Origin of the sequence: Massilia sp. YIM B02763 (assembly GCF_030412015.1) — a bacterium.
Lineage (GTDB): Bacteria > Pseudomonadota > Gammaproteobacteria > Burkholderiales > Burkholderiaceae_D > Telluria.
The window spans coordinates 89,474-108,895 of record NZ_JASNRD010000004.1 but is presented as its reverse complement, the minus strand read 5'-3'; the positions used below and the strand labels follow the sequence as shown (position 1 = coordinate 108,895).

General features: G+C 64.8%; 18 protein-coding genes and 1 tRNA gene. 14 read left to right on the top strand and 5 right to left on the bottom strand.

The window, feature by feature from the left end; all coding sequences use genetic code 11:
- The first annotated feature begins 216 nt into the window (after positions 1–216).
- Positions 217–513: a KTSC domain-containing protein gene (locus tag QPK32_RS08065; RefSeq protein WP_290412278.1), complete on the top strand. Its 297-nt coding sequence runs from the start codon at positions 217–219 to the stop codon at positions 511–513.
- 98 nt (positions 514–611) lie between these two features.
- On the opposite strand, the gene acs is transcribed toward QPK32_RS08065, so the two are convergent.
- Positions 612–2,603: an acetate--CoA ligase gene (gene acs / locus QPK32_RS08060; protein WP_290412277.1), complete on the bottom strand. Its 1,992-nt coding sequence runs from the start codon at positions 2,601–2,603 to the stop codon at positions 612–614.
- A gap of 286 nt (positions 2,604–2,889) precedes the next feature.
- On the opposite strand from acs, the gene QPK32_RS08055 reads away from it, so the two are divergent.
- The 11 genes from QPK32_RS08055 (at position 2,890) to QPK32_RS08005 (ending at position 11,340) form a co-directional block, all read left to right on the top strand.
- Complete coding sequence (locus tag QPK32_RS08055) at positions 2,890–3,498, top strand: TIGR00645 family protein (protein ID WP_290412276.1); 609 nt, start codon at positions 2,890–2,892, stop codon at positions 3,496–3,498.
- A 40-nt stretch (positions 3,499–3,538) separates the two neighbouring features.
- Positions 3,539–5,071, top strand: coding sequence for a fumarate hydratase (locus QPK32_RS08050; RefSeq protein WP_290412275.1), 1,533 nt, complete (start codon positions 3,539–3,541; stop codon positions 5,069–5,071).
- Positions 5,072–5,218: 147 nt separating this feature from the next.
- Positions 5,219–6,049, top strand: a complete 831-nt coding sequence (gene murI / locus QPK32_RS08045; RefSeq protein WP_290412274.1) for a glutamate racemase — start codon at positions 5,219–5,221, stop codon at positions 6,047–6,049.
- Positions 6,050–6,163: 114 nt separating this feature from the next.
- Positions 6,164–6,239: transfer RNA gene (locus QPK32_RS08040), tRNA-His, on the top strand.
- 192 nt (positions 6,240–6,431) lie between these two features.
- Complete coding sequence (locus QPK32_RS08035) at positions 6,432–8,054, top strand: HAD family hydrolase (protein WP_290412273.1); 1,623 nt, start codon at positions 6,432–6,434, stop codon at positions 8,052–8,054.
- A complete protein-coding gene (locus tag QPK32_RS08030) occupies positions 8,051–8,329 on the top strand; it encodes a hypothetical protein (protein WP_290412272.1) in 279 nt (92 codons plus the stop codon). Before QPK32_RS08035 ends, QPK32_RS08030 begins: the two co-directional genes overlap by 4 nt.
- Before the next feature lies 1 nt (position 8,330).
- Positions 8,331–9,374, top strand: a complete 1,044-nt coding sequence (locus QPK32_RS08025) for a ketoacyl-ACP synthase III (protein WP_290412271.1) — start codon at positions 8,331–8,333, stop codon at positions 9,372–9,374.
- A 2-nt stretch (positions 9,375–9,376) separates the two neighbouring features.
- Entirely contained in the window at positions 9,377–9,586 is a 210-nt protein-coding gene (locus QPK32_RS08020) for a hypothetical protein (RefSeq protein WP_290412270.1), read from the top strand.
- Position 9,587: 1 nt separating this feature from the next.
- A complete protein-coding gene (locus tag QPK32_RS08015) occupies positions 9,588–10,313 on the top strand; it encodes an SDR family oxidoreductase (RefSeq protein ID WP_290412269.1) in 726 nt (241 codons plus the stop codon).
- The gene (locus QPK32_RS08010) at positions 10,310–10,687 is read left to right on the top strand and encodes a VOC family protein (protein ID WP_290412268.1); all 378 of its coding nucleotides are present in this window, start codon (positions 10,310–10,312) and stop codon (positions 10,685–10,687) included. The genes QPK32_RS08015 and QPK32_RS08010 overlap by 4 nt, the downstream gene beginning before the upstream one ends.
- On the top strand, positions 10,684–11,340 hold the full coding sequence (locus QPK32_RS08005; protein WP_290412267.1) for a NeuD/PglB/VioB family sugar acetyltransferase: 657 nt from the start codon (positions 10,684–10,686) through the stop codon (positions 11,338–11,340). Before QPK32_RS08010 ends, QPK32_RS08005 begins: the two co-directional genes overlap by 4 nt.
- 52 nt (positions 11,341–11,392) lie before the next feature.
- Here the strand turns inward: QPK32_RS08005 and QPK32_RS08000 are convergent, their stop codons facing one another.
- The 4 genes from QPK32_RS08000 to dusA form a co-directional block, all read right to left on the bottom strand.
- Positions 11,393–11,770: a YXWGXW repeat-containing protein gene (locus QPK32_RS08000; RefSeq protein ID WP_290412266.1), complete on the bottom strand. Its 378-nt coding sequence runs from the start codon at positions 11,768–11,770 to the stop codon at positions 11,393–11,395.
- A 186-nt stretch (positions 11,771–11,956) separates the two neighbouring features.
- The gene (locus tag QPK32_RS07995; protein WP_290412265.1) at positions 11,957–12,307 is read right to left on the bottom strand and encodes an energy transducer TonB; all 351 of its coding nucleotides are present in this window, start codon (positions 12,305–12,307) and stop codon (positions 11,957–11,959) included.
- A gap of 75 nt (positions 12,308–12,382) precedes the next feature.
- Entirely contained in the window at positions 12,383–14,167 is a 1,785-nt protein-coding gene (locus QPK32_RS07990) for a methyl-accepting chemotaxis protein (protein ID WP_290412264.1), read from the bottom strand.
- 370 nt (positions 14,168–14,537) lie between these two features.
- Positions 14,538–15,536: a tRNA dihydrouridine(20/20a) synthase DusA gene (gene dusA / locus QPK32_RS07985; RefSeq protein ID WP_290412263.1), complete on the bottom strand. Its 999-nt coding sequence runs from the start codon at positions 15,534–15,536 to the stop codon at positions 14,538–14,540.
- Positions 15,537–15,829: 293 nt separating this feature from the next.
- Here dusA and QPK32_RS07980 point away from each other — a divergent pair, with 293 nt between their 5' ends.
- A complete protein-coding gene (locus tag QPK32_RS07980) occupies positions 15,830–18,016 on the top strand; it encodes a tetratricopeptide repeat protein (RefSeq protein ID WP_290412262.1) in 2,187 nt (728 codons plus the stop codon).
- A 10-nt stretch (positions 18,017–18,026) separates the two neighbouring features.
- Positions 18,027–19,199 carry a DegT/DnrJ/EryC1/StrS family aminotransferase gene (locus QPK32_RS07975; RefSeq protein WP_290412261.1) on the top strand — a complete coding sequence of 391 codons (1,173 nt, stop codon included), beginning with the start codon at positions 18,027–18,029 and terminating at the stop codon, positions 19,197–19,199.
- Positions 19,200–19,422 lie beyond the last annotated feature (223 nt).

The following is a 19,422-nucleotide window of genomic DNA, read 5'->3' as shown; positions in this document are numbered from 1 at the left end:
ACGTCGTTCCCGGCATTGCCGGAAACGACTTCCTGCGAAGGCAGGAACCCATGCTGAGCATCTTTAGCCAACTCAGCATGGATTCCCGCCTGCGCGGGAATGACGTTGGTTTATGTTGCCAGGCCAGTCAACGAGGCGGCTCCGGATCCGTTAACTCTACGAGTACTTGGATCCCTGCCTGCGCAGGGACGACGCCTCATCATCCAGGAGCCCACGATGGAAATGAAGAAGATCAACGCCGGCAAGCTGCGCGCCATCGGCTACGACCAGCGCGAGCGCACCCTGCGCGTGGAATTCGACGACGGCACCGCCATCGACTACGCCGCCGTCGGCAGCGACACCTGGCGCAAGCTGTCGACGTCCGCCTCGCCGTGGAGTTATTACCGCGACAATATCGAGGAAGAGTTCACGGGAAAACGCGGACGCGCCACCGCCAGCGCCGGGAAAGCGGCCATCGACCGCGACGCCCTGATGAAAGCCTTCGGCGGGAACAGCGATACCGATGGCGCATAAGAGCGCCTGAAACGCATAAAAAAATGCCGCCCCGGTTTCCCAGCGCGGCATCAACTCTGCAATCTGTCAGGAGATTAAACTCCTAAATCGGCCCGCACTCAAGCAGATTCTTTCAGCTGTTCGAGGATGGCCGGGTTTTCCAGCGTCGAGACGTCCTGGCTGATCGTTTCCCCCTTGGCCAGCACGCGCAGCAGGCGGCGCATGATCTTGCCGGAGCGCGTCTTCGGCAGGTTGTCGCCGAAGCGGATTTCCTTCGGCTTCGCGATCGGGCCGATTTCCTTGCCGACCCAGTTGCGCAGCTCGGCCGCCAGTTTCTTCGCTTCCTCGCCGCTCGGGCGCGCCTGCTTGAGCACGACGAAGGCGCAGATTGCCTCGCCCGTCGTCTCGTCCGGCTTGCCGACCACGGCGGCTTCCGCCACCAGCGGGTGCGCCACCAGCGCCGATTCGATCTCCATCGTGCCCATGCGGTGGCCCGAGACGTTCAGCACGTCGTCGATGCGGCCCGTGATCGTGAAGTAACCCGTGTCCTTGTTGCGGATCGCGCCGTCGCCGGCCAGGTAGTACTTGCCGCCCAGCTCTTCCGGGTAGTAGGCGGTGCGGAAGCGGTCCGGGTTGTTCCAGATCGTGCGGATCATCGACGGCCACGGACGCTTGACGACCAGGATGCCGCCCTGGCCGTTCGGCACGTCGGCGCCCGACTCGTCCACGATGGCGGCCATGATGCCCGGCAGCGGCAGCGTGCAGGACCCTGGCACCATCGGCGTCGCGCCCGGCAGCGGCGTGATCATGTGGCCGCCCGTCTCGGTCTGCCAGAAGGTATCCACGATCGGGCAGCGCGCGCCGCCGACATTGTTGTAGTACCACATCCAGGCTTCCGGATTGATCGGCTCGCCCACGGTGCCCAGGAGGCGCAGGCTGGACAGGTCGAAGCTCTTCGGATGCACCTTCTCGTCCGCGTTCGAGGCCTTGATCAGCGAGCGGATCGCGGTCGGCGCCGTGTAGAAGATGCTGACCTTGTGCTTGGCGATGGTTTCCCAGAAGCGGCCCGCGTGCGGATAGGTCGGCACGCCTTCGAAGATGACTTGCGTGGCGCCGACGGCGGTCGGGCCGTAGGCGATGTAGGTGTGGCCCGTGACCCAGCCGATGTCGGCCGTGCACCAGTAGACGTCGGACGGCTTGATGTCGAAGGTCCACTTCATCGTCAGCATCGCCCACAGCAGGTAGCCGCCGGTGGAGTGCTGGACGCCCTTCGGCGTTCCCGTCGAGCCCGAGGTGTAGAGGATGAACAGCGGATGTTCCGCATCCACCCACTCCGGCTCGCACTCGGCGCTCTGGCCGTCGACCAGGTCGTGCAGCCAGATGTCGCGGCCTTCCTGGAAGTGGATGTTGCCGCCGGTGCGCTTGTAGACGATGACGTCCTTGATGGTCTCACAGCCGCCCATGGCCAGCGCCTCGTCGACGATGGCCTTCAGCGGCAGCGATTTACCGCCGCGCAGCTGCTCGTCGGCCGTGATGACGGCGACGGCGCCGGCATCGACGATGCGCTCCTGCAGCGACTTCGCCGAGAAGCCGCCGAACACGACGGAGTGCGTCGCGCCGATGCGGGCGCAGGCCTGCATCGCGGCCACGCCTTCGATCGACATCGACATGTAGATGACGACGCGGTCGCCCTTCTTGATGCCGCGCGACTTGAGGCCGTTGGCGAACTTGGCGACGCGCTCGTGCAGCTCGCGGTAGGTGGCGCGCGTGACGGTGCCGTCGTCGGCTTCGAAGATGATGGCGGTCTTGTCGCCGTTGCCGTTCTCGATATTGCGGTCGAGGCAGTTGTACGACGCGTTCAGCTTGCCGTCGGCGAACCATTTATAGAAGGGCGCGTTCGACTCGTCGAGGGTTTGCGTGAAAGGCTTGTTCCAGGCGATGTTCTCGCGGGCCAGGCGGGCCCAGAAGCCTTCGTAGTCCTGTTCGGCTTCGGCGCACAGCTTGTTGTACGCCTCCATGCCGGAAATGGTCGCCTGGGCGGCGAATTCCGCGGACGGGTTGAATACGCGGTTTTCCTGCAGGCCCTGCAGGCTGTTCTCGTTCTCGGCCATACTAGTCTCCTTAGTCATGCGGATTCCCGATCGGTTACGGCGGCCACACGCGGGCCGCAGGTCGGGATCCTGGTAGTTTTGCCACATACCTTATGCGGGCTCGCTTACTGAGCGCTTACAGGGGTCGCTTGCATGGATCGCGTCCATACGCGCCGGCGGCCTCGCCTCGGCATCCCAAGGTCATTCTAGCAAGCTTTCCGCAACATCGAAGGAAGGTGCCAGTGGAGCTCGGCGGGTGTAGAATGCCGAGTTGTCTTCCCGCTGCTTCACCGGAGTCCTCTTCCCGATGTACGAACCACGATCCCCTGCCGCCGCCAAGAAGCGCTCGGCGCTCGCCAATTTCATGTTCGCCAGCCGCTGGCTGCAGCTGCCCCTGTACCTGGGCCTGATCCTGGCGCAGTGCGTCTACGTGTACCATTTCTGGGTCGAGCTGGCCGACCTCGTCATGGCCGCGATGGGCAGCGAGGAAGCGCTGCAGCACATCATCGCGGCAGTGTCCGTACCGGGCGCGCCCGCCCCGACGAAATTGAACGAGACGACGATCATGCTGGTCGTGCTGGGCCTGATCGACGTCGTCATGATCTCGAACCTCCTGATCATGGTGATCGTGGGCGGCTACGAGACCTTCGTGTCGCGCATGCACCTGGAAGACCATCCGGACCAGCCGGAATGGCTGTCGCACGTGAACGCGTCGGTACTGAAGACGAAGCTGGCGATGGCGATCATCGGCATCTCCTCGATCCACCTGCTGAAGACCTTCATCAACGCCAACGCGTACAACGAGAAGACGTTGATCGCACAGACGTGCATTCACGCCGTCTTCCTGCTGTCGGCGATGGCGATCGCCTACACCGACCGCATCATGTCGAATACCGGCAACCCCAAGCAGCACTGAAACGCACCCAAGCACCCCAAGTCCCCCTAGCGAGATCCTCATGACTGTCATCAAACAAGACGACCTGATCGAATCGGTCGCCGCCGCACTGCAGTACATCAGCTACTACCACCCGGCCGACTACATCCAGCACCTGGCGCGCGCCTACGAGGCCGAACAGAGCCCGGCGGCCAAGGATGCGATCGCGCAGATCCTGACCAACTCCAAGATGTGCGCCGAAGGCAAGCGCCCGATCTGCCAGGACACCGGCATCGTCAACGTGTTCCTGAAGGTGGGCATGGGCGTGCGCTTCGAAGGCTTCACGGGTTCCGTCACGGACGCCGTCAACGAAGGCGTGCGCCGCGCGTACAACTTCCCGGACAACAAGCTGCGCGCATCGATCGTCGCCGACCCGCACTTCGAGCGCAAGAACACCAAGGACAACACCCCGGCCGTCGTGCACATGGAACTGGTCGAGGGCGACACCGTCGACGTGAAAGTGGCGGCGAAAGGCGGCGGCTCGGAGAACAAGACCAAGTTCGTCATGCTGAACCCGTCCGACTCGCTGGTCGACTGGGTGCTGAAGACCGTGCCGCTGATGGGCGCCGGCTGGTGCCCGCCGGGCATGCTGGGCATCGGCATCGGCGGCTCGGCCGAGAAGGCGATGCTGATGGCGAAAGAGTCGCTGATGGAAGACATCGACATGTACGAGCTGAAGCAGCGCGGCCCGCAGAACAAACTGGAAGAGCTGCGCATCGAGCTGTGCGACAAGATCAACGCGCTGGGCATCGGCGCGCAAGGCCTGGGTGGCCTGACCACCGTGCTGGACGTGAAGATCAATATGTACCCGACCCACGCGGCGTCGAAACCGGTGGCGATGATCCCGAACTGCGCCGCCACCCGCCACGCCCACTTCGTGCTGGACGGCTCGGGCCCGGCCTACATCGAACCGCCGGCGCTGTCGACCTGGCCGGACGTGCAGTGGACCCCGGACACGCAGAAATCGAAGAGCGTGAACCTGGACACGCTGACCAAGGAAGAAGTCGCGTCCTGGCAGCCGGGCCAGACCCTGCTCCTGAACGGCAAGATGCTGACCGGCCGCGACGCCGCGCACAAGCGCATCCAGGACATGCTGGCCAGGGGCGAACCGCTGCCGGTGGACTTCACCAACCGCGTGATCTACTACGTCGGCCCGGTCGATCCGGTCGGCGACGAAGTCGTGGGCCCGGCCGGTCCGACCACCGCGACCCGCATGGACAAGTTCACCGACATGATGCTCGAGAAGACGGGCCTGATCGCGATGATCGGCAAGGCCGAGCGCGGCCCGGCGGCGATCGAATCGATCAAGAACCACAAGTCGGCCTACCTGATGGCGGTCGGCGGTTCGGCCTACCTGGTGTCGAAGGCGATCAAGTCGGCCAAGGTGCTGGGCTTCGAGGACCTGGGCATGGAAGCGATCTACGAATTCGAGGTCAAGGACATGCCGGTGACCGTGGCCGTCGATTCGACGGGTACCTCGGTGCACACGACGGGTCCGAAGGAGTGGGCGGCCAAGATCGAGTCGCTGAAGGGTATTCCCGTCAACGCAGCTTGATATGAAATTGGGCCCCTGCCAAGGCGGCCGGCTAGGTCAGGGGCGACGGTGGATACGGTGCGACCGTTCACGCGTCGTCCCTGCGAAGGCAGGGACCCAATTTTTTGCCGGCACGACCGCACCACCCGCTTGCGTCAACATCACGCCATGCACACCCCGCCCTCCCTCGACGCCCCCATCGGCGTCTTCGACTCCGGCCTTGGCGGCCTCTCCATCCTGCGCCACGTCCGCGCGCGGCTCCCCCATGAACACCTGATCTACGTGGCCGACGCCGGCTACGCCCCCTACGGCGACAAGTCCGACGAGGTGGTGGCCGCGCGTTCGCTCGCGGTGGCGCGCTTCCTCGTCGCGCGCGGCATCAAGGCGCTGGTGGTGGCTTGCAACACGGCGACCGTCGCCGCCGTGAAGGTGCTGCGCGAGCACTTCCCCGACATGCCCATCGTCGGCGTCGAACCGGGCCTGAAGCCGGCGGCAGCCGCCAGCCGCAACGGCAAGATCGGCGTGCTCGCCACGGCAGGCACGCTGGCCGGCGCCAAGTTCCTGCGCCTGCGCGACGAAGTCAGTGGGGCGACGCAGGCCGAGTTCCTGCTGCAGCCCTGCCGCGGCCTGGTCGAACGCATCGAGGCCAACGATGCCGAAGGCACCACGGCCATGCTGCGCCGCTACGTCACGCCGCTGGTCGAACAGGGCGTCGACACCCTGGTCCTGGGCTGTACCCACTATCCGCTGGTGAAGGCATCGATCGAGCAGGTAGCGCTGGAAGCCGGCGGCGCAGGCATCACCCTCGTCGACACGGGCGAAGCCGTCACGCGTCAGCTGGTGCGCCTGCTGGAAGGCGGTGGACTGCTGCGCCAGGATGCATCTCCCGGCAGCCTGGAAGCCTATACGAGCGCCAGCGCCACGGCGCTGTCGGCCGCGTTCAACGTCCTGGTCGGCATCGACCCGCCCGTGTACGAAGCGACGTTCGACGCCGCCTGAAGCATGCCCCGCCCGGCTCGGCACTATTGGGAGAAATAGATTTGCCAGATCGGGGATCAGCCTATATAATCTCGTTCTGTCTCGGCAACAACGAGACAGAAAAGCAAGTCAGTGGTGGCTGTAGCTCAGTTGGTAGAGTCCAGGATTGTGATTCCTGTTGTCGTGGGTTCGAGTCCCATCAGCCACCCCAAGAATTCCTGGAACGGGCCGCACGCTTCATCGCTGCGGCCCGTTTTGTTTTGTCCGCCCCCGGAAGCCCTTTCCATCCCGACAATGGAAATCTCCAGCCACCGTATCCCAGCAGCAACATTCGACGAGATCACCGCCGGGCGGACGCAGTATAATGCCCTGCATCAACTATCCTCCCCTCTCGCGTCGGCAGATGAAGTTACAGATCGTTTCCAATACCGTCGGCCAGGTATTCGGCAAGCTGCCGGAGATCCTGCAAGAAACCGGCGACTGGGCACTCCAGTACGCCGAGCTGGGACAGGTCGGCCAGTTCCTGCTGCAGGAGTGCGATGCGGACGTGGCCGTCCTGCTGCTCGATACCGACTACTTCCTCGACGTGTATGCGGACGCCGGCGCACGCGCGCGCCAAGATGAACTGGCCGGGCAGATCCGCACCTTCCGCGCATCGAATGCGACCAGGCTGCTGGTGTCGAACCTGGTGCTCCCTCCGCACGCGCTGCACTTCCACCAGGCCGATACGGACGCCGCGCGCATCGCCGTCATGGAGATCAATGCCGCGATCGCGCACCTGGCGGCCGACGTGCCGGACGTGGCGGTGCTCGACCTGTTCGGCGTCGCGCTCGAGATGGGCAGCAGCCAGTTCTACCGCACCAAGAACAAATTCGTGTTCCAGTCGCCGTACAGCCCGGCCGCGGTCGCGAAGATCATGCAGCTGGTGCTCGACCGCGTGCGCCAGTACCAGCAGCCGCGCAAGAAGGTCTGCGTGCTCGATGCCGACAACACGCTGTGGGGCGGCGTGCTGGGCGAAGACGGGCCGGACGGCATCAAGGTCGACCGCAACTACCCGGGCATCGTCCACGCGATCTTCCAGCGGCAGTTGCGCCAGTTGAAGGATAGCGGCGTGCTGCTGGCGCTGGTCACGAAGAACAATGCGGACGACATCGCCGAGCTGTTCGAGCGGCGCCGCATGCCCCTCGCGTTGTCCGACTTCGCCAGCGTCAAGGCGAACTGGGACCGCAAGAGCGTGTCGATCGCGCAGATCGCCGACGACCTGAACCTCGGACTGTCGAGCTTCGTCTTCATCGACGACAGCCCGTTCGAGATCGAGGAAGTGCGCTCGACGCTGCCGGAAGTGCAGTGCGTGCAGTTCGATGCGAACAGCTTCCTGACCGGCGCGGGCGTGCTGGCCGCCATTCCCGGTCTACAGGCATTGCGCATCACGGCGGAGGACCGCGACAAGAGCGCGCAGTACCGCGCCGAGCAGTCGCGCCAGGCTGCGCGCACCGGCTTCCAGTCGCTCGAGGACTACATCGCCTCGCTCGACATCCTCGTCACCTGCGCCGTCAACGACGCCAAGCACCTGGACCGCATCGCGCAGCTGGTCAACAAGACCAACCAGTTCAACCTGACCTGTGAGCGCCTGTCCGAAAACGACGTGCACGGTCTAATGCGGCGCGGCACCGTCTTCGACTTCCACGTCCGTGATAAATTCGGCGACATGGGCATCGTCGGCGTGCTGATCCTCGTCGATGGGGAGATCGTGAATTTCCTGCTGAGCTGCCGCGTCCTGGGCCGCCGCGTGGAAGACAAGATCCTGGCGATGGTGGCGCGCCACCCGGCGGCCGCGCACGGCCTGCGCGCGCGCTACCGGCCCGGCTCGAAGAACATGCAGGTCGCGACGCTGTACGACCGCCTCGGCTTCGTGCCGGGCAGCGCACGCGCCGATGGCGGCAAGGACTACCGCCTCGAACGCGCCGTCGACGATCCTGCCTATATCTCGTTCGCGTATGCGGACACAAAGGAATCAAGCACATGAACATCGAACAGACCCTCGCCGACGTCGTGCAGCGCGTCGCCAAGGACGCCGGCGTCGACAATCTCGGCGCACCGCAAGCCGACACCAACCTGATGGATTACTTCGACTCGCTCGCCCTGCTGAACGTCGTGATGGCGACCGAGACGGAACTCGAGATCGGGCTGGGACGCTACGTCATGCTGGCCGACGAGACGCTGATGGATGCGGCGCGCTCGCCGTTCCTGCGTTTCGGCACGTGGTGCCGCTACGTCGCGGACGCGGCGGCGCGCGGCTGACATGGCGAAACTGAGCTTTCAGACGGCGCGCATCGCCGGCGTCGTCACCACCGTCGGCGGCATGCTGCGCCCGGCGGCCGGACTGCGCGAGGAATTCGGCTTCACGGACGCGGAACTGGAGCGCCTGCAAAAGACGCTCGGCCTGCAGAGCCGCTACATCGCCGCCCCCGGCGTCACCACGAGCGACCTGTGTCTGAACAGCGCGCGCGTGCTGCTGGACGGCCTGCACGTCGCGCCCGAAACGCTCGACGCCGTCATCATGGTCACGCAGACGCCGGACTTTCGCGCGCCGTCCACCGCGATCCACCTGGCGCACCGCCTCGGCTGCAGCACGGACGTCATGGCCCACGACATCGCGCTGGGCTGCAGCGGCTACGTCTACGGCCTGAACGCCGCGTTCGCGCTGGTCGCCGGCGGCCTGTCGAACGTGCTGCTGGTGGTCGGCGACGTCGCCTCGCGCTTCGCCGACAAGGACGACCGCGCCTTCGCCCCGCTGATGGGCGATGCCGGCGCGGCCACGCTCGTCACGCGCGCCGACGCCGCCGGCCCTGCTCACTTTGCGCTGCACAGCGACGGCGCCGGCCACCGCGCGCTGTACATTCCCGGCAGCGGCATCCGCGACGAAGCCGAGCCGCGCGGCCCGCAGGGTTCCATGTACATGAACGGCGCCGAAGTGTTCAACTTCACGATCAAGGTCGTGCCGACGATGTTCGCGGAAATCTTCGCGCATGCCGGCGTGGCACCGGAAGCGATCGACTACTTCGTGCTGCACCAGCCGAACAAGTACATCCTGCACAATATCCGCAAGCGCCTCGGCCTGCCCGAGGAACGCGTGCCGGACCAGACCCAGGCCGTCTACGGCAACCAGAATTCGGCATCGATCCCCGGCACCATCAACGGTTTCCTGTCGGCGCAGCTACACCGCAACGGCCGGAAGAAACTGCTGCTGTCCGGCTTCGGCATCGGCCTGAGCTGGGGCGCCGCCGTGCTCGACGTGGAAGACCTGTATGCCCCACCCGTCATCATCGACGATAGAAAGGAATGACGATGAGCGCCCTCCTCGACGAGTTCAGCGAAGTGATCGACACCGGCGAAGCGCTGGCCATGGACACTCCGCTGGAATCCATCCCCGAGTACGACTCGATGGCCGTGCTGATGATCTTGAACTGGCTCGACGGCAAGCGTGTCGACGTCTCGCCGGCCGACTTCGAACGCTTCAAGACCGTGGGCGACATCCTCGCCCTGGTGCCGGCCTGACGTGCGCACGACCGTCGTCATCGGCGCCAGCAGCGGCGTCGGCGCCGCCATCGCGGCGCAGCGCGCGCAGGCCGGCGAACGCGTGTTCGCCGTGGCGCGCCGGCGCGAGCGCCTGGACGCGCTGGCCGCCGACAACGGGCACGTGGTGGCGCGTACCTTCGACATCGGCGACCTTTCCAGCGTCAAGGACCTGTTCGCCGGCATCGTGCGCGAGGCGGGCCCGATCCACCACGTCGTCTATTGCGCCGGCCAGCAGTACATCGCACCGCTGCGCGGCGTGGACCTGGCGCGCGCCGAAGACCTGTTCCGCGTGAACGTGCTGGGCGCCATGGCCGTCCTGCAGGCCTTCGCATCGAAGCGGGTCCATGCGGGCTCCGGCGCGGCCTTCGTCGCCATCTCCTCGGTGGCCGCCAACCGCCCGGAGCGCGGCATCGTCGCCTACGGCGCCAGCAAGGCCGCGCTCGACGCCATGGTGCGCGGCGCCGCGCTGGAGCTGGCACCGGTGCGCGTGAACGCGATCGCGCCGGGTTTCATGCGCACGGAAATGACGGGTGCCCAGGCCCATGTCTATACGGAGGAATTCGTCGCCGAACTGGAACGGCGTAGCCCGCTGGGCCTGGTCGCGCCCGAACAGGTGGCGGCGCTGGCCGGCTTCCTGCTGTCCGATGCGGCCTCGCACGTCACGGGCCAGGTACTCACCGTCGACGGTGGAGCGACGCTGGCATGAAGGTCCATCACATCGGCTATGTCGTCCGCTCGATCGAGGCCGCGGCCGGCGCACTGCCGGGACTGCGCCTGGTCGACAAGGTATTCGATCCCATCCAGCAGGCGGAACTGGCGTTGTACGCGCTGGACAACATCAACATCGAGTTCATCTGCCCGGCCGGCGAGCAATCGTTCACCTGGCGCTTCCTCGACAAGACGGGCGGCGGCTACCACCACCTGTGCTACGAGGCCGACAGCCTCGAGGACGTCGACCGGGAAATCCGCGCGCACCGTATGGTCAAGGTGCTGGGCCCCGTACCGGCCGTACTGTTCGGCGGCCGCCAGGTGGTGTTCGCCTATTCGCGCAACAAGGACATCGTGGAGTTCCTCGTATGAGTGCGTTCATGGATAACGTGGGCAAGGCAAGAACGCTGGCCATCGTCGGCGGCGGCGGCTTCGCCTGCGAAGTGCTGGAAGTGGCGCGCCTGCGCGGCTACACGGTCGAGGACTACTACGCCACGGGCGAAGGACGCGTCGGCCTGCGCTATTGCGGTTACCTGGACGAGCTGGAGCGCCGCCGCGGCGACTACGACGGCATCGTGCTGGGCTTCGGCGCCGTCAACCAGGCCGGCCTGGGCCAGCGCGCCGAGCTGGCCGAGCGGCTGGCGGCACTGGGTTTCGACTTCCCCGCGCTGGTGTCGCCGCATGCCGTCATCGCGGAAGGCGCAAGCATCGGGGCCGGCAGCTTCGTCGCGCATGGCGTCGTCGTCAGCGTCGATGCACGCATCGACGCATTCTGCCTGCTGAACACCTCGGCCATCGTCGGCCACCATACGGTCGTCGCCCGCCACACCATCGTGGCGCCGAAGGTCTTCATCGGTGGCGACTGCCGCATCGACGAGCAAGTGCTGATCGGCGCCGGCGCGAACATCCTGCAGGCTCGCCATATCGGGCAAGGCGCCATGGTCGGCGTGGGCGCCGATGTCTATCGCGACGTCAAGGCGGGAGCGACCGTCTGGCCCGCGCGCTATCAAGTCACCGGCGGATGAAAAAAGGCGCAGCCATGCTGCGCCCTCTTCTGCTGCCCGCCCCGCAGGCGGATTACGAACGATGCGGATTGTTCGGACGGTCGTCGAACCGGTTCGGCACGCCGTCATGGTCGCTGTCGCCGCGGCCCCAGCCGCCGCGGTCCATCACCCAGCCGCCGCGGCCGTCCTCGCGCCATTCCGGACGACGCCAGGCGTAGCCGTGGCGTTCACGTTCCCAGTGGCCCCTCACCCACACGTAGCGGTGGCCGCTGTAGTTCCAGTAACCCGGCGCCCAGACGTAGCCGCGGCGGGCCGGCGGCACCACTTCATGGCGCGGCGGCGGTGGCGCTTCGCGGACGATGACGACGCGGTCGGCGGCGGATGCCTGCATCGGCAGGACGGCGGCGGTACTGATCAGGGCGGCGGCAGTGGCGCAGAGGATGCGTTTCATGATGCTTCTCCTTCTTGTGTTTGCATGGCTTCACTATAGCCAGGCGAAACCATGCACGGCTGGAATGAAGCAAGTTCTTACATTCGAAACAAGTAGGAACAGATGGGTTACATGAGTGCCACGCCGTACGTGGATAAACAAAAACCGGCCGCGAGGGCCGGTTTGTGTGAGCGGAGCGGGTGCGGATCAGTCCAGCTTCCAGGCGTAGTCGACCTTGGTCCAGGTCTGGGCCGGTGCGCCGTCCTTGCTGCCCGGCTTGAACTTGCAGGCGGCGAGGCCTTTCAGGGCTGCCTTGTCCAGGCCCTTGAAGCCGCTCGACTTGTCCAGCTTGGAATCCGCCACCGAGCCGTCCGCATTGACCAGGAAGGACATCGAGGTCGTGCCCTGCTCTTCGTTCATCAGCGATGCTTTCGGGTACTCGACCTTGCACTTGGACGGGTCGAAGCTGGCCGGCACTTCGGCGGCGAAGGCCGGTGCGGCGAAGGCGGTGATGGACAGAGCGGCGAACAGGCTGGCGACGAATTTCTTGTTGGACATAATAGTTTCCCCTGAAAAATAAAGTTTTTTTTAAATGCCGGCGCGAACGCCGGCGGATCTAGCGAGCCTGGCGGCTCAGAACTCTTCCCAATCGTCGCTGGCGGCGGCCGCAGCGACTTTCTTCGAAGTCTGCGCCTTCGCTGCCGGCGCCTCGTCTCCTTGTTCTTCCTGCGGCGCAGCCTTGGCTGCGACCGGCTTCTTCAGCTGCGGGCGGGCCGCACGCGCTGCCGGGGCACGCGCCACGACTGCCGTGGACACGGACGCCGCCGGTGCCGGCTCGACCACCGGCTCTTCGCCGGCAGCCAGCTTGAAGATGCTGACCACGCGCTGCAGTTCCGCGGCCTGGTCCTGCAGGCTCTGGAAGGCGGCGGCGGCCTGTTCGACCAGCGCGGCGTTCTGCTGGGTCATGCCGTCCATCTCGATGATCGACACGTTGACCTGCTCGATGCCGGCGCTCTGCTCGGCGCTGGCGGCGGCGATGTCGCTCATGATGTCGGTCACGCGCTTGACGCTGTCGACCACCTCGTCCATCGTCACACCGGCTTCGCCGACGAGTTTCGAGCCGCGGCTGATCTTCTCGACCGAGTCGCCGATCAGCGTCTTGATTTCCTTGGCGGCGGCAGCCGAGCGCTGGGCCAGGTTGCGCACTTCCGATGCCACGACGGCAAAGCCGCGGCCCTGCTCGCCGGCACGGGCGGCCTCCACGGCCGCATTCAGCGCCAGGATGTTGGTCTGGAAGGCGATGCCGTCGATCACGCCGATGATGTCGGCGATCTTGCTGGCCGAGCTGTTGATCTCGCCCATCGTGCCCACCACTTGCGACACCACGGCGCCGCCCTTGCGGGCCACGTCGGAGGCGGCGGCGGCGAGCTGGTTCGCTTCGCGGGCATTGTCGGCGTTCTGCTTGACGGTCGAGGTCAGTTCTTCCATCGTCGACGCGGTCTTTTCCAGCGAGCTGGCCTGCAGTTCGGTACGCGAGGACAGGTCGGCGTTGCCGGCGGCGATTTCACGCGATGCGGTGGTGATGGTATGGGTGCCGCGGCGGACCTGGCTGACGATGTCGACCAGGCTGTTGCGCATCTGCTTCATCTCGGTCAGCAGGCTGCCGCGGTCGGTGGCGTCGGTCTCGATGGCGATCGACAGGTCGCCGTGGGCGATGCTGCCGGCGATCTTGGCGGTGTATTCCGGTTCGCCGCCCAGCTGCTTGAGCAGGCCGCGGGTGATGAAGGTGGCGGCGGCGATGCCGATCGCGACGGCGACGGCCAGCAGCACCAGCATGAAGTTACGGGCATTCGAGAACTGCGCTTCCGCGTCGGCCTTGGTCTGGGCGTTCTGCTTGTCTTCCATCGCGCCCAGCTGGTCCAGCGCTTCCAGCCATTTCTTCTGGGCCGGGCGGATTTCCTTGATCATGACGCGGGTCGCGTCCATGGCATTATTGGCCAGGTACAGTTCGGAGGCCTTGGCGATCGCCGGCATGGCGACGCTTTCCGCTTCCTTGATCTGTTTCAACAGGGCTTTTTCTTGATCCGATGCTTCTTCCGCGAACTTGGCGCTCAGTTTTTGCTGGAGCGCGTCGTACTTGGCGGTTTCATCCTTGAAGCGGGCCAGTTCCGGTTCCATGTCGGCCGGATCCGTCATCAGGGTCAGGGTACGCAGCGACGCGACGCGCTCGCTGACGTTGTGGCGCATGTCGACCACCAGGCGGTTCACGACGTTGCTGACGCTCACCACGTGGTCCAGGCGGTTCTGGATCTGCGCCATGCGCACGATGCCGACCACGGTGACGATGACCAGCAGTACCAGCACAAGGGCAAAGCCCAGGCCCAGGCGCACGCCGACCTTCATGTTTGCAAGATTCATTCCCTATCTTCCCTGTTTCAATTATTCGGATCCGCTTGGCGGCTGCCGTGTTATCACGGAGAGCCCATCTTCCATGGACTTCGCGTATCTCTTCGAGGTAAAACAAAAGCGTCTTCGCAGACAGAAACCATGCACAACAACAGGAATGTTTCGTTACAACAACAATACAATTCCTATACAACAATATGACAAGCAGTCATTTGCCGAGAAGAACCCCGATTATGGTTCTCTTCTTTCCATTGAGCAAGAGCAATTACGAAAAGCATTTCACACCTGCAACAATAAGTAACAAAGTGTGGCGAAAGTTGAACACGACGGCGACGCGAAGGGCGTCACCGTCATGCGATCGGCGGGAAAGAAGGGAGAAAAATCAGGCTGCCTGGCGCAGGCGTCCGGCGGCTTCGAGGAGGAGTTCGGGATCGCCGACGGTGAGCTTGCGCGAGTCGGACAGTACCTGGCGGAATCCGCGCGCGCCCGGCAGGCCCGCCATCAGGCCCAGCATGTGGCGCGTGATGCTGTTCAGCTTCAAGCCCAGCGGGCCGTAGCGCTCCAGTTCCCGGCGGATGTAGGGGATCATCGCTTCCAGCACTTCCTCGCGCGACTTGACCGGGGCGTCGTCGCCGTAAAACCGCGCATCCCAGCCGGCCATCACATAGGGGTTGTGATAGGCCTCGCGCCCGACCATCACGCCGTCGACGTGTTCCAGGTGCACGGCGATTTCGTCGTTCGTCTTGATGCCGCCGTTGATGATGATTTCCAGGTCCGGGAATTCGCGCTTGAGCTGGTAGGCGACGGCGTAGCGCAGCGGCGGGATCTCGCGGTTTTCCTTCGGCGACAGCCCCTTGAGCACGGCATTGCGGGCGTGGACGATGAAGGTGCGGCAGCCGGCGTCGGCGATGGTGCCGACGAAGTCGCGCACGAAACCGTATTCTTCCTGGTAATCGATGCCGATGCGGTGCTTGACGGTGACGTCCACCGACACGGCGTCGCGCATCGCCTTGACGCAATCGGCGACCAGTTGCGGTTCCTGCATCAGGCAGGCGCCGAACGCGCCCTTCTGCACGCGCTCGGACGGGCAGCCGCAGTTCAGGTTGATCTCGTCGTAGCCCCACTGCTCGCCCAGCTTCGCGCTCTTGGCCAGGTCGGCCGGATCGCTGCCGCCCAGCTGCAGGGCGACCGGATGCTCGATGTCGTCGAAGCGCAGGTGGCGCTCGGCGTCGCCGTAGACGAGCGCCCCGGTGGTCACCATCTCGGTGTACAGCCAGGCATGGCGCGTGATCTGGCGATGGAAAGCGCGGCAATGGCGGTCGGTCCAGTCGAGCATGGGCGCCACGCTCAAGCGCCTGCTTTTGTAAGCCTCTGATTTCATGGGGTATTCGGCGATGGTCGAACCCTGCATTGTAGACCATCCGCCGAGCGGGCGTGAAGGCCATGCGCAAGCCGCGGGACGGCGGTGTCCCGGATGCATGGCGCTTGGCGGTAAAGCGATTATCTTCTGCTAACGAATCCAAAAATTTGTCGTGCTATCCGCAACAAATCCGCCACTTCGCCCCGCCGTGCATTTAAAATCGCAACGGAGAGTATTTCCGCAAAGAAATTCCAATCGCATGGCCCACTGCCGACGACAGTGATTGCCGATCTTTAGCGCACGCAAGGTTCCTCATGAATTCCATCGCCGTACCCCGCCCTACCAACGAGATCGAACAGCACCGCCGCGCAGTCCGGATGAACCCGCGCGACGCGAACGCCCATGCCTTGCTTGGCATTGCCCTGCTGAGGCAAGGGGAGTTGGCCGAGGGCGCCGCCGGCGTACGCCGCGCGCTCGAACTGAATCCGAAATTCAGGGGGCTGCATGCGGTCCTAGGAGCAGCCATGCTGGAACTCGGCGAACTGGATGCGGCCCAGGATTATTATCGTCAGGCGCTGCGCTTCCAGGACACTGCCGACGTGCACAAGGGCTTGGCCGATACCCTGTTGCGCGCAGGCCATCCGATCGATGCCGAGCAAAGCGCACGCCGTGCCGCCGAACTGGCTCCCGACAATACGGCCATGCTATTGAGCTTGGTCGCCGTGCTGCACCGCCAAGGCAAGAATGAGGAAGCCATCGGGATGTTGCAGCGGGTCGTCGAACTGGACCCCGACCATGTGGATGCCCATTACGACCTTGGTTTCCTGCTACATTCCCTGCACCGTTACGACAACGCGATCGAGCATTACCGCGCCGCTGTCGAACGCCGTCCAAACCACTTCAAGGCCCACCACCAGATGGGCCTGGCGCATCAGGCACTCAAGCAGAAGGATGCCGCTGCCATTTCACTGCAACGGGCACGCGAACTCAGGCCGGACGACGCGGCCGTGCTGGCCGACCTCGGCGGCGCCGAGCAGGTTCGTGGCGACCTGACGTCCGCTCTGGACATATTGCGCCACGCCGTCGAACTCCAACCCGACAACATGACTGCGCTGCGCAATCTGGCCCATGCGCTGTTTACCATGGGTGAGTGGGAAGAAGCCGTGTCACTGGCCTGGCGCATGCTGGACCTCGAACCTTCTCCCTATAACCACAGCATCGCCTTGTTTATGCTGAGCCATTCCTGTCACGACGGCGCGGAACTGACACGCAAGCATTTCGAGTTCGGCGAACGCTGGGAAACTCCGCTGCGAGGGTTGCAGCAACCGCACGCGAACGACCGCGATCCCCACCGCCAACTGCGCATCGGTTTCGTATCGGGCGACCTGTACACCCATGCGGTGTCGCGTTTCATCACACCGATGTTCGAAGCCATGGCGGACAGCGAGCAAGTATCGCTCTACGTCTACTACAACAACGTCGTCGAGGATGCGATGACCGCGAAGAACCGCGACTTGGTGAAGGCCTGGCGTCCCATCGTCGGCTTGAACGATGAGCAGGCAGACAAGCTGATCCGCGAAGACCGGATCGACATCCTGATCGATCTTTCCGGTCACTCGGGCCTGAACCGCCTGACACTTTTCGCACGTAAGCCGGCGCCAGTACAGGCAACCTGGATCGGCTATGCCGGTACGACCGGCCTACGGGCGATGGACTATATCCTGGCCGATCGCTTCCTGCTGCCCGAAGGGCGTTACGACGACCAGTTCAGCGAGCAGATCGTACGCTTGCCGATGGGCACGGCGTTCATGCCCGAACAGGGTGCACCTGAGGTCAACGGCCTGCCGGCCCTGAAGAATGGCTACCTGACCTTCGGCAGCTTCCACCGCGCGAGCAAGCTGAACCGCGGCGTCATCGCCCAGTGGTCGAAGCTGCTGCATGCGATTCCGGATTCCAAAATGCTGCTCGGCGGCATGCAGACCGGCATCGACGACGTGCTGATCGATTGGTTCGCGGCCGAAGGCGTCGGCCGCGAGCGCCTGCTGTTTCGACCGCGAGCAAAGACCAACGAATACATGCGGCAGCACTACGATGTCGACATCTGCCTGTCTCCGTTCCCGTACACGGGCTCGACCACGGTGGGCAACGCGCTGTGGATGGGCGTGCCGACGCTGGCGACCGTGGGTGCGACCAATCCCAGCTATGCCGCAACCGTATTCATGACCCACCTGGGCCTGAACACCTTCATTACCGAGGACGACGAAACCTACGTCAAGCTGGGCGTGTTCCTGTCGCAGAACCTGTCGGCACTGGCCGCCATGCGCGCCACCATGCGCGACCGCTTCCTGAAGTCGGTGCTCGGCTATCCGGGCGTGGCCGCCGCCGGCCTGGAACTGGGGCTGCGCAAGATGTGGCAGCGCTGGTGCGCGGGAGAAGCGCCGGCGCCGCTGCGCGTCGAGCTGTCCGAACTGGTGCCTGAATCCGCCCGATCCGTCTCTTGAGGAAGCCGCCGTGAAATCAATCCGCCGCCGCGCCGACCTGGCCATCAACGGAGCCGCTCCCGCCTTCGAGGAGCAACTGCACGTCGGCCGCCCGAACATGGGCGACCGCGACGCCTTCATGCGCCACGTCGAGGACATCTTCGACCGCCGCTGGCTGTCCAACGACGGCCCGCTGGTCCAGCAGTTCGAACAGGAAGTCGCCGCGCACCTGGGCGTGAAGCATTGCGTCGCCATGTGCAACGGCACCATCGCCCTCGAGATCGCGATCCGCGCGCTCGGCATGGAGGGCGAGGTGATCGTCCCGGCCTATACCTTCGTCGCCACCGCCCACGCGCTGCAGTGGCAGGGCATCACCCCGGTGTTCGCCGACATCGACCCGGCCACCCACACGCTCGACCCGGCCGCCGTGCGCAAGATGATCACCCCGCGCACCAGCGGCATCATCGGCGTGCACCTGTGGGGACGCGCCGCGCCGGTCGAGGAACTGCAGGCGATAGCGGACGAATTCGGCCTGAAGCTGATGTTCGACGCCGCCCACGCCTTCAGTTGCACGCACGGCGGCCGCAAGATCGGCAGCTTCGGCGCCTGCGAGGTGCTGAGCTTCCATGCCACCAAGTTCTTCAATTCCTTCGAGGGCGGCGCCGTCGTCACCGACGACGACGAGCTGGCGTGCACCATGCGCCTGATGCGCAACTTCGGCTTTTCCGGCCTGGACCAGGTCAGCTATCCCGGTACCAACGGCAAGATGATCGAGATCGCCGCCGCGATGGGCCTCGTGAACCTGAAGGCCGTCGACGACGTGATCGCGGCCAACCGCGCCAATTACCGCGCCTACCGCGAGGAGCTGGCCGGCATCCCGGGCGTGCGACTGGTCGAATACGACGAGGCCGAACGCAACAACTACCAGTACGTGATCGCCGAGGTCGCGCCCGATTGCGCGGTGCCGCGCGACCGCCTGGTCGATACGCTGCGCGCCGAGAACATCCTGGCGCGCCGTTATTTCTGGCCCGGCTGCCACAAGATGGAACCCTACCGCTCCTTGTTTCCCCATGCCGGCCTGCTGCTGCCGGCCACCGAGGCCGTGGCCGCGAGCGTCATCGTGCTGCCGACCGGCCAGACCATGGATGCCGACAAGATCCACGTGGTCGGCCAGGTGATCCGCGCGGCGCTGCAGTCCGAGTGAGCGCACGCCCGCTCCCCTCCGAAGCCGGCCTCGCGCCGGCTTTTTGCTGGCCGGTGCCGGCGCATGCGGGCCCTTCCTTGCATTCTTTACATCGCCTAAAAAATATTTAAAAAAATTTCCGCATGGCACTTAATGCCCGGCTTTAATCGGTCGTCTTGTACTTGTGAGAGCGAGACAATCTCGAACGAATCTCACAGATTACCGAAACCGGACCGCCGGATTA

Bases quoted from the DNA above. Each gene is read 5' to 3' on its own strand.
- QPK32_RS08065 (WP_290412278.1), top strand. From the start codon at position 217: ATGGAAATGAAGAAGATCAACGCCGGCAAGCTGCGCGCCATCGGCTAC.
- acs (WP_290412277.1), bottom strand. From the start codon at position 2,603: ATGGCCGAGAACGAGAACAGCCTGCAGGGCCTGCAGGAAAACCGCGTA.
- QPK32_RS08055 (WP_290412276.1), top strand. From the start codon at position 2,890: ATGTACGAACCACGATCCCCTGCCGCCGCCAAGAAGCGCTCGGCGCTC.
- QPK32_RS08050 (WP_290412275.1), top strand. From the start codon at position 3,539: ATGACTGTCATCAAACAAGACGACCTGATCGAATCGGTCGCCGCCGCA.
- murI (WP_290412274.1), top strand. From the start codon at position 5,219: ATGCACACCCCGCCCTCCCTCGACGCCCCCATCGGCGTCTTCGACTCC.
- QPK32_RS08035 (WP_290412273.1), top strand. From the start codon at position 6,432: ATGAAGTTACAGATCGTTTCCAATACCGTCGGCCAGGTATTCGGCAAG.
- QPK32_RS08030 (WP_290412272.1), top strand. From the start codon at position 8,051: ATGAACATCGAACAGACCCTCGCCGACGTCGTGCAGCGCGTCGCCAAG.
- QPK32_RS08025 (WP_290412271.1), top strand. From the start codon at position 8,331: ATGGCGAAACTGAGCTTTCAGACGGCGCGCATCGCCGGCGTCGTCACC.
- QPK32_RS08020 (WP_290412270.1), top strand. From the start codon at position 9,377: ATGAGCGCCCTCCTCGACGAGTTCAGCGAAGTGATCGACACCGGCGAA.
- QPK32_RS08010 (WP_290412268.1), top strand. From the start codon at position 10,310: ATGAAGGTCCATCACATCGGCTATGTCGTCCGCTCGATCGAGGCCGCG.
- QPK32_RS08005 (WP_290412267.1), top strand. From the start codon at position 10,684: ATGAGTGCGTTCATGGATAACGTGGGCAAGGCAAGAACGCTGGCCATC.
- QPK32_RS08000 (WP_290412266.1), bottom strand. From the start codon at position 11,770: ATGAAACGCATCCTCTGCGCCACTGCCGCCGCCCTGATCAGTACCGCC.
- QPK32_RS07995 (WP_290412265.1), bottom strand. From the start codon at position 12,307: ATGTCCAACAAGAAATTCGTCGCCAGCCTGTTCGCCGCTCTGTCCATC.
- QPK32_RS07990 (WP_290412264.1), bottom strand. From the start codon at position 14,167: ATGAATCTTGCAAACATGAAGGTCGGCGTGCGCCTGGGCCTGGGCTTT.
- dusA (WP_290412263.1), bottom strand. From the start codon at position 15,536: ATGAAATCAGAGGCTTACAAAAGCAGGCGCTTGAGCGTGGCGCCCATG.
- QPK32_RS07980 (WP_290412262.1), top strand. From the start codon at position 15,830: ATGAATTCCATCGCCGTACCCCGCCCTACCAACGAGATCGAACAGCAC.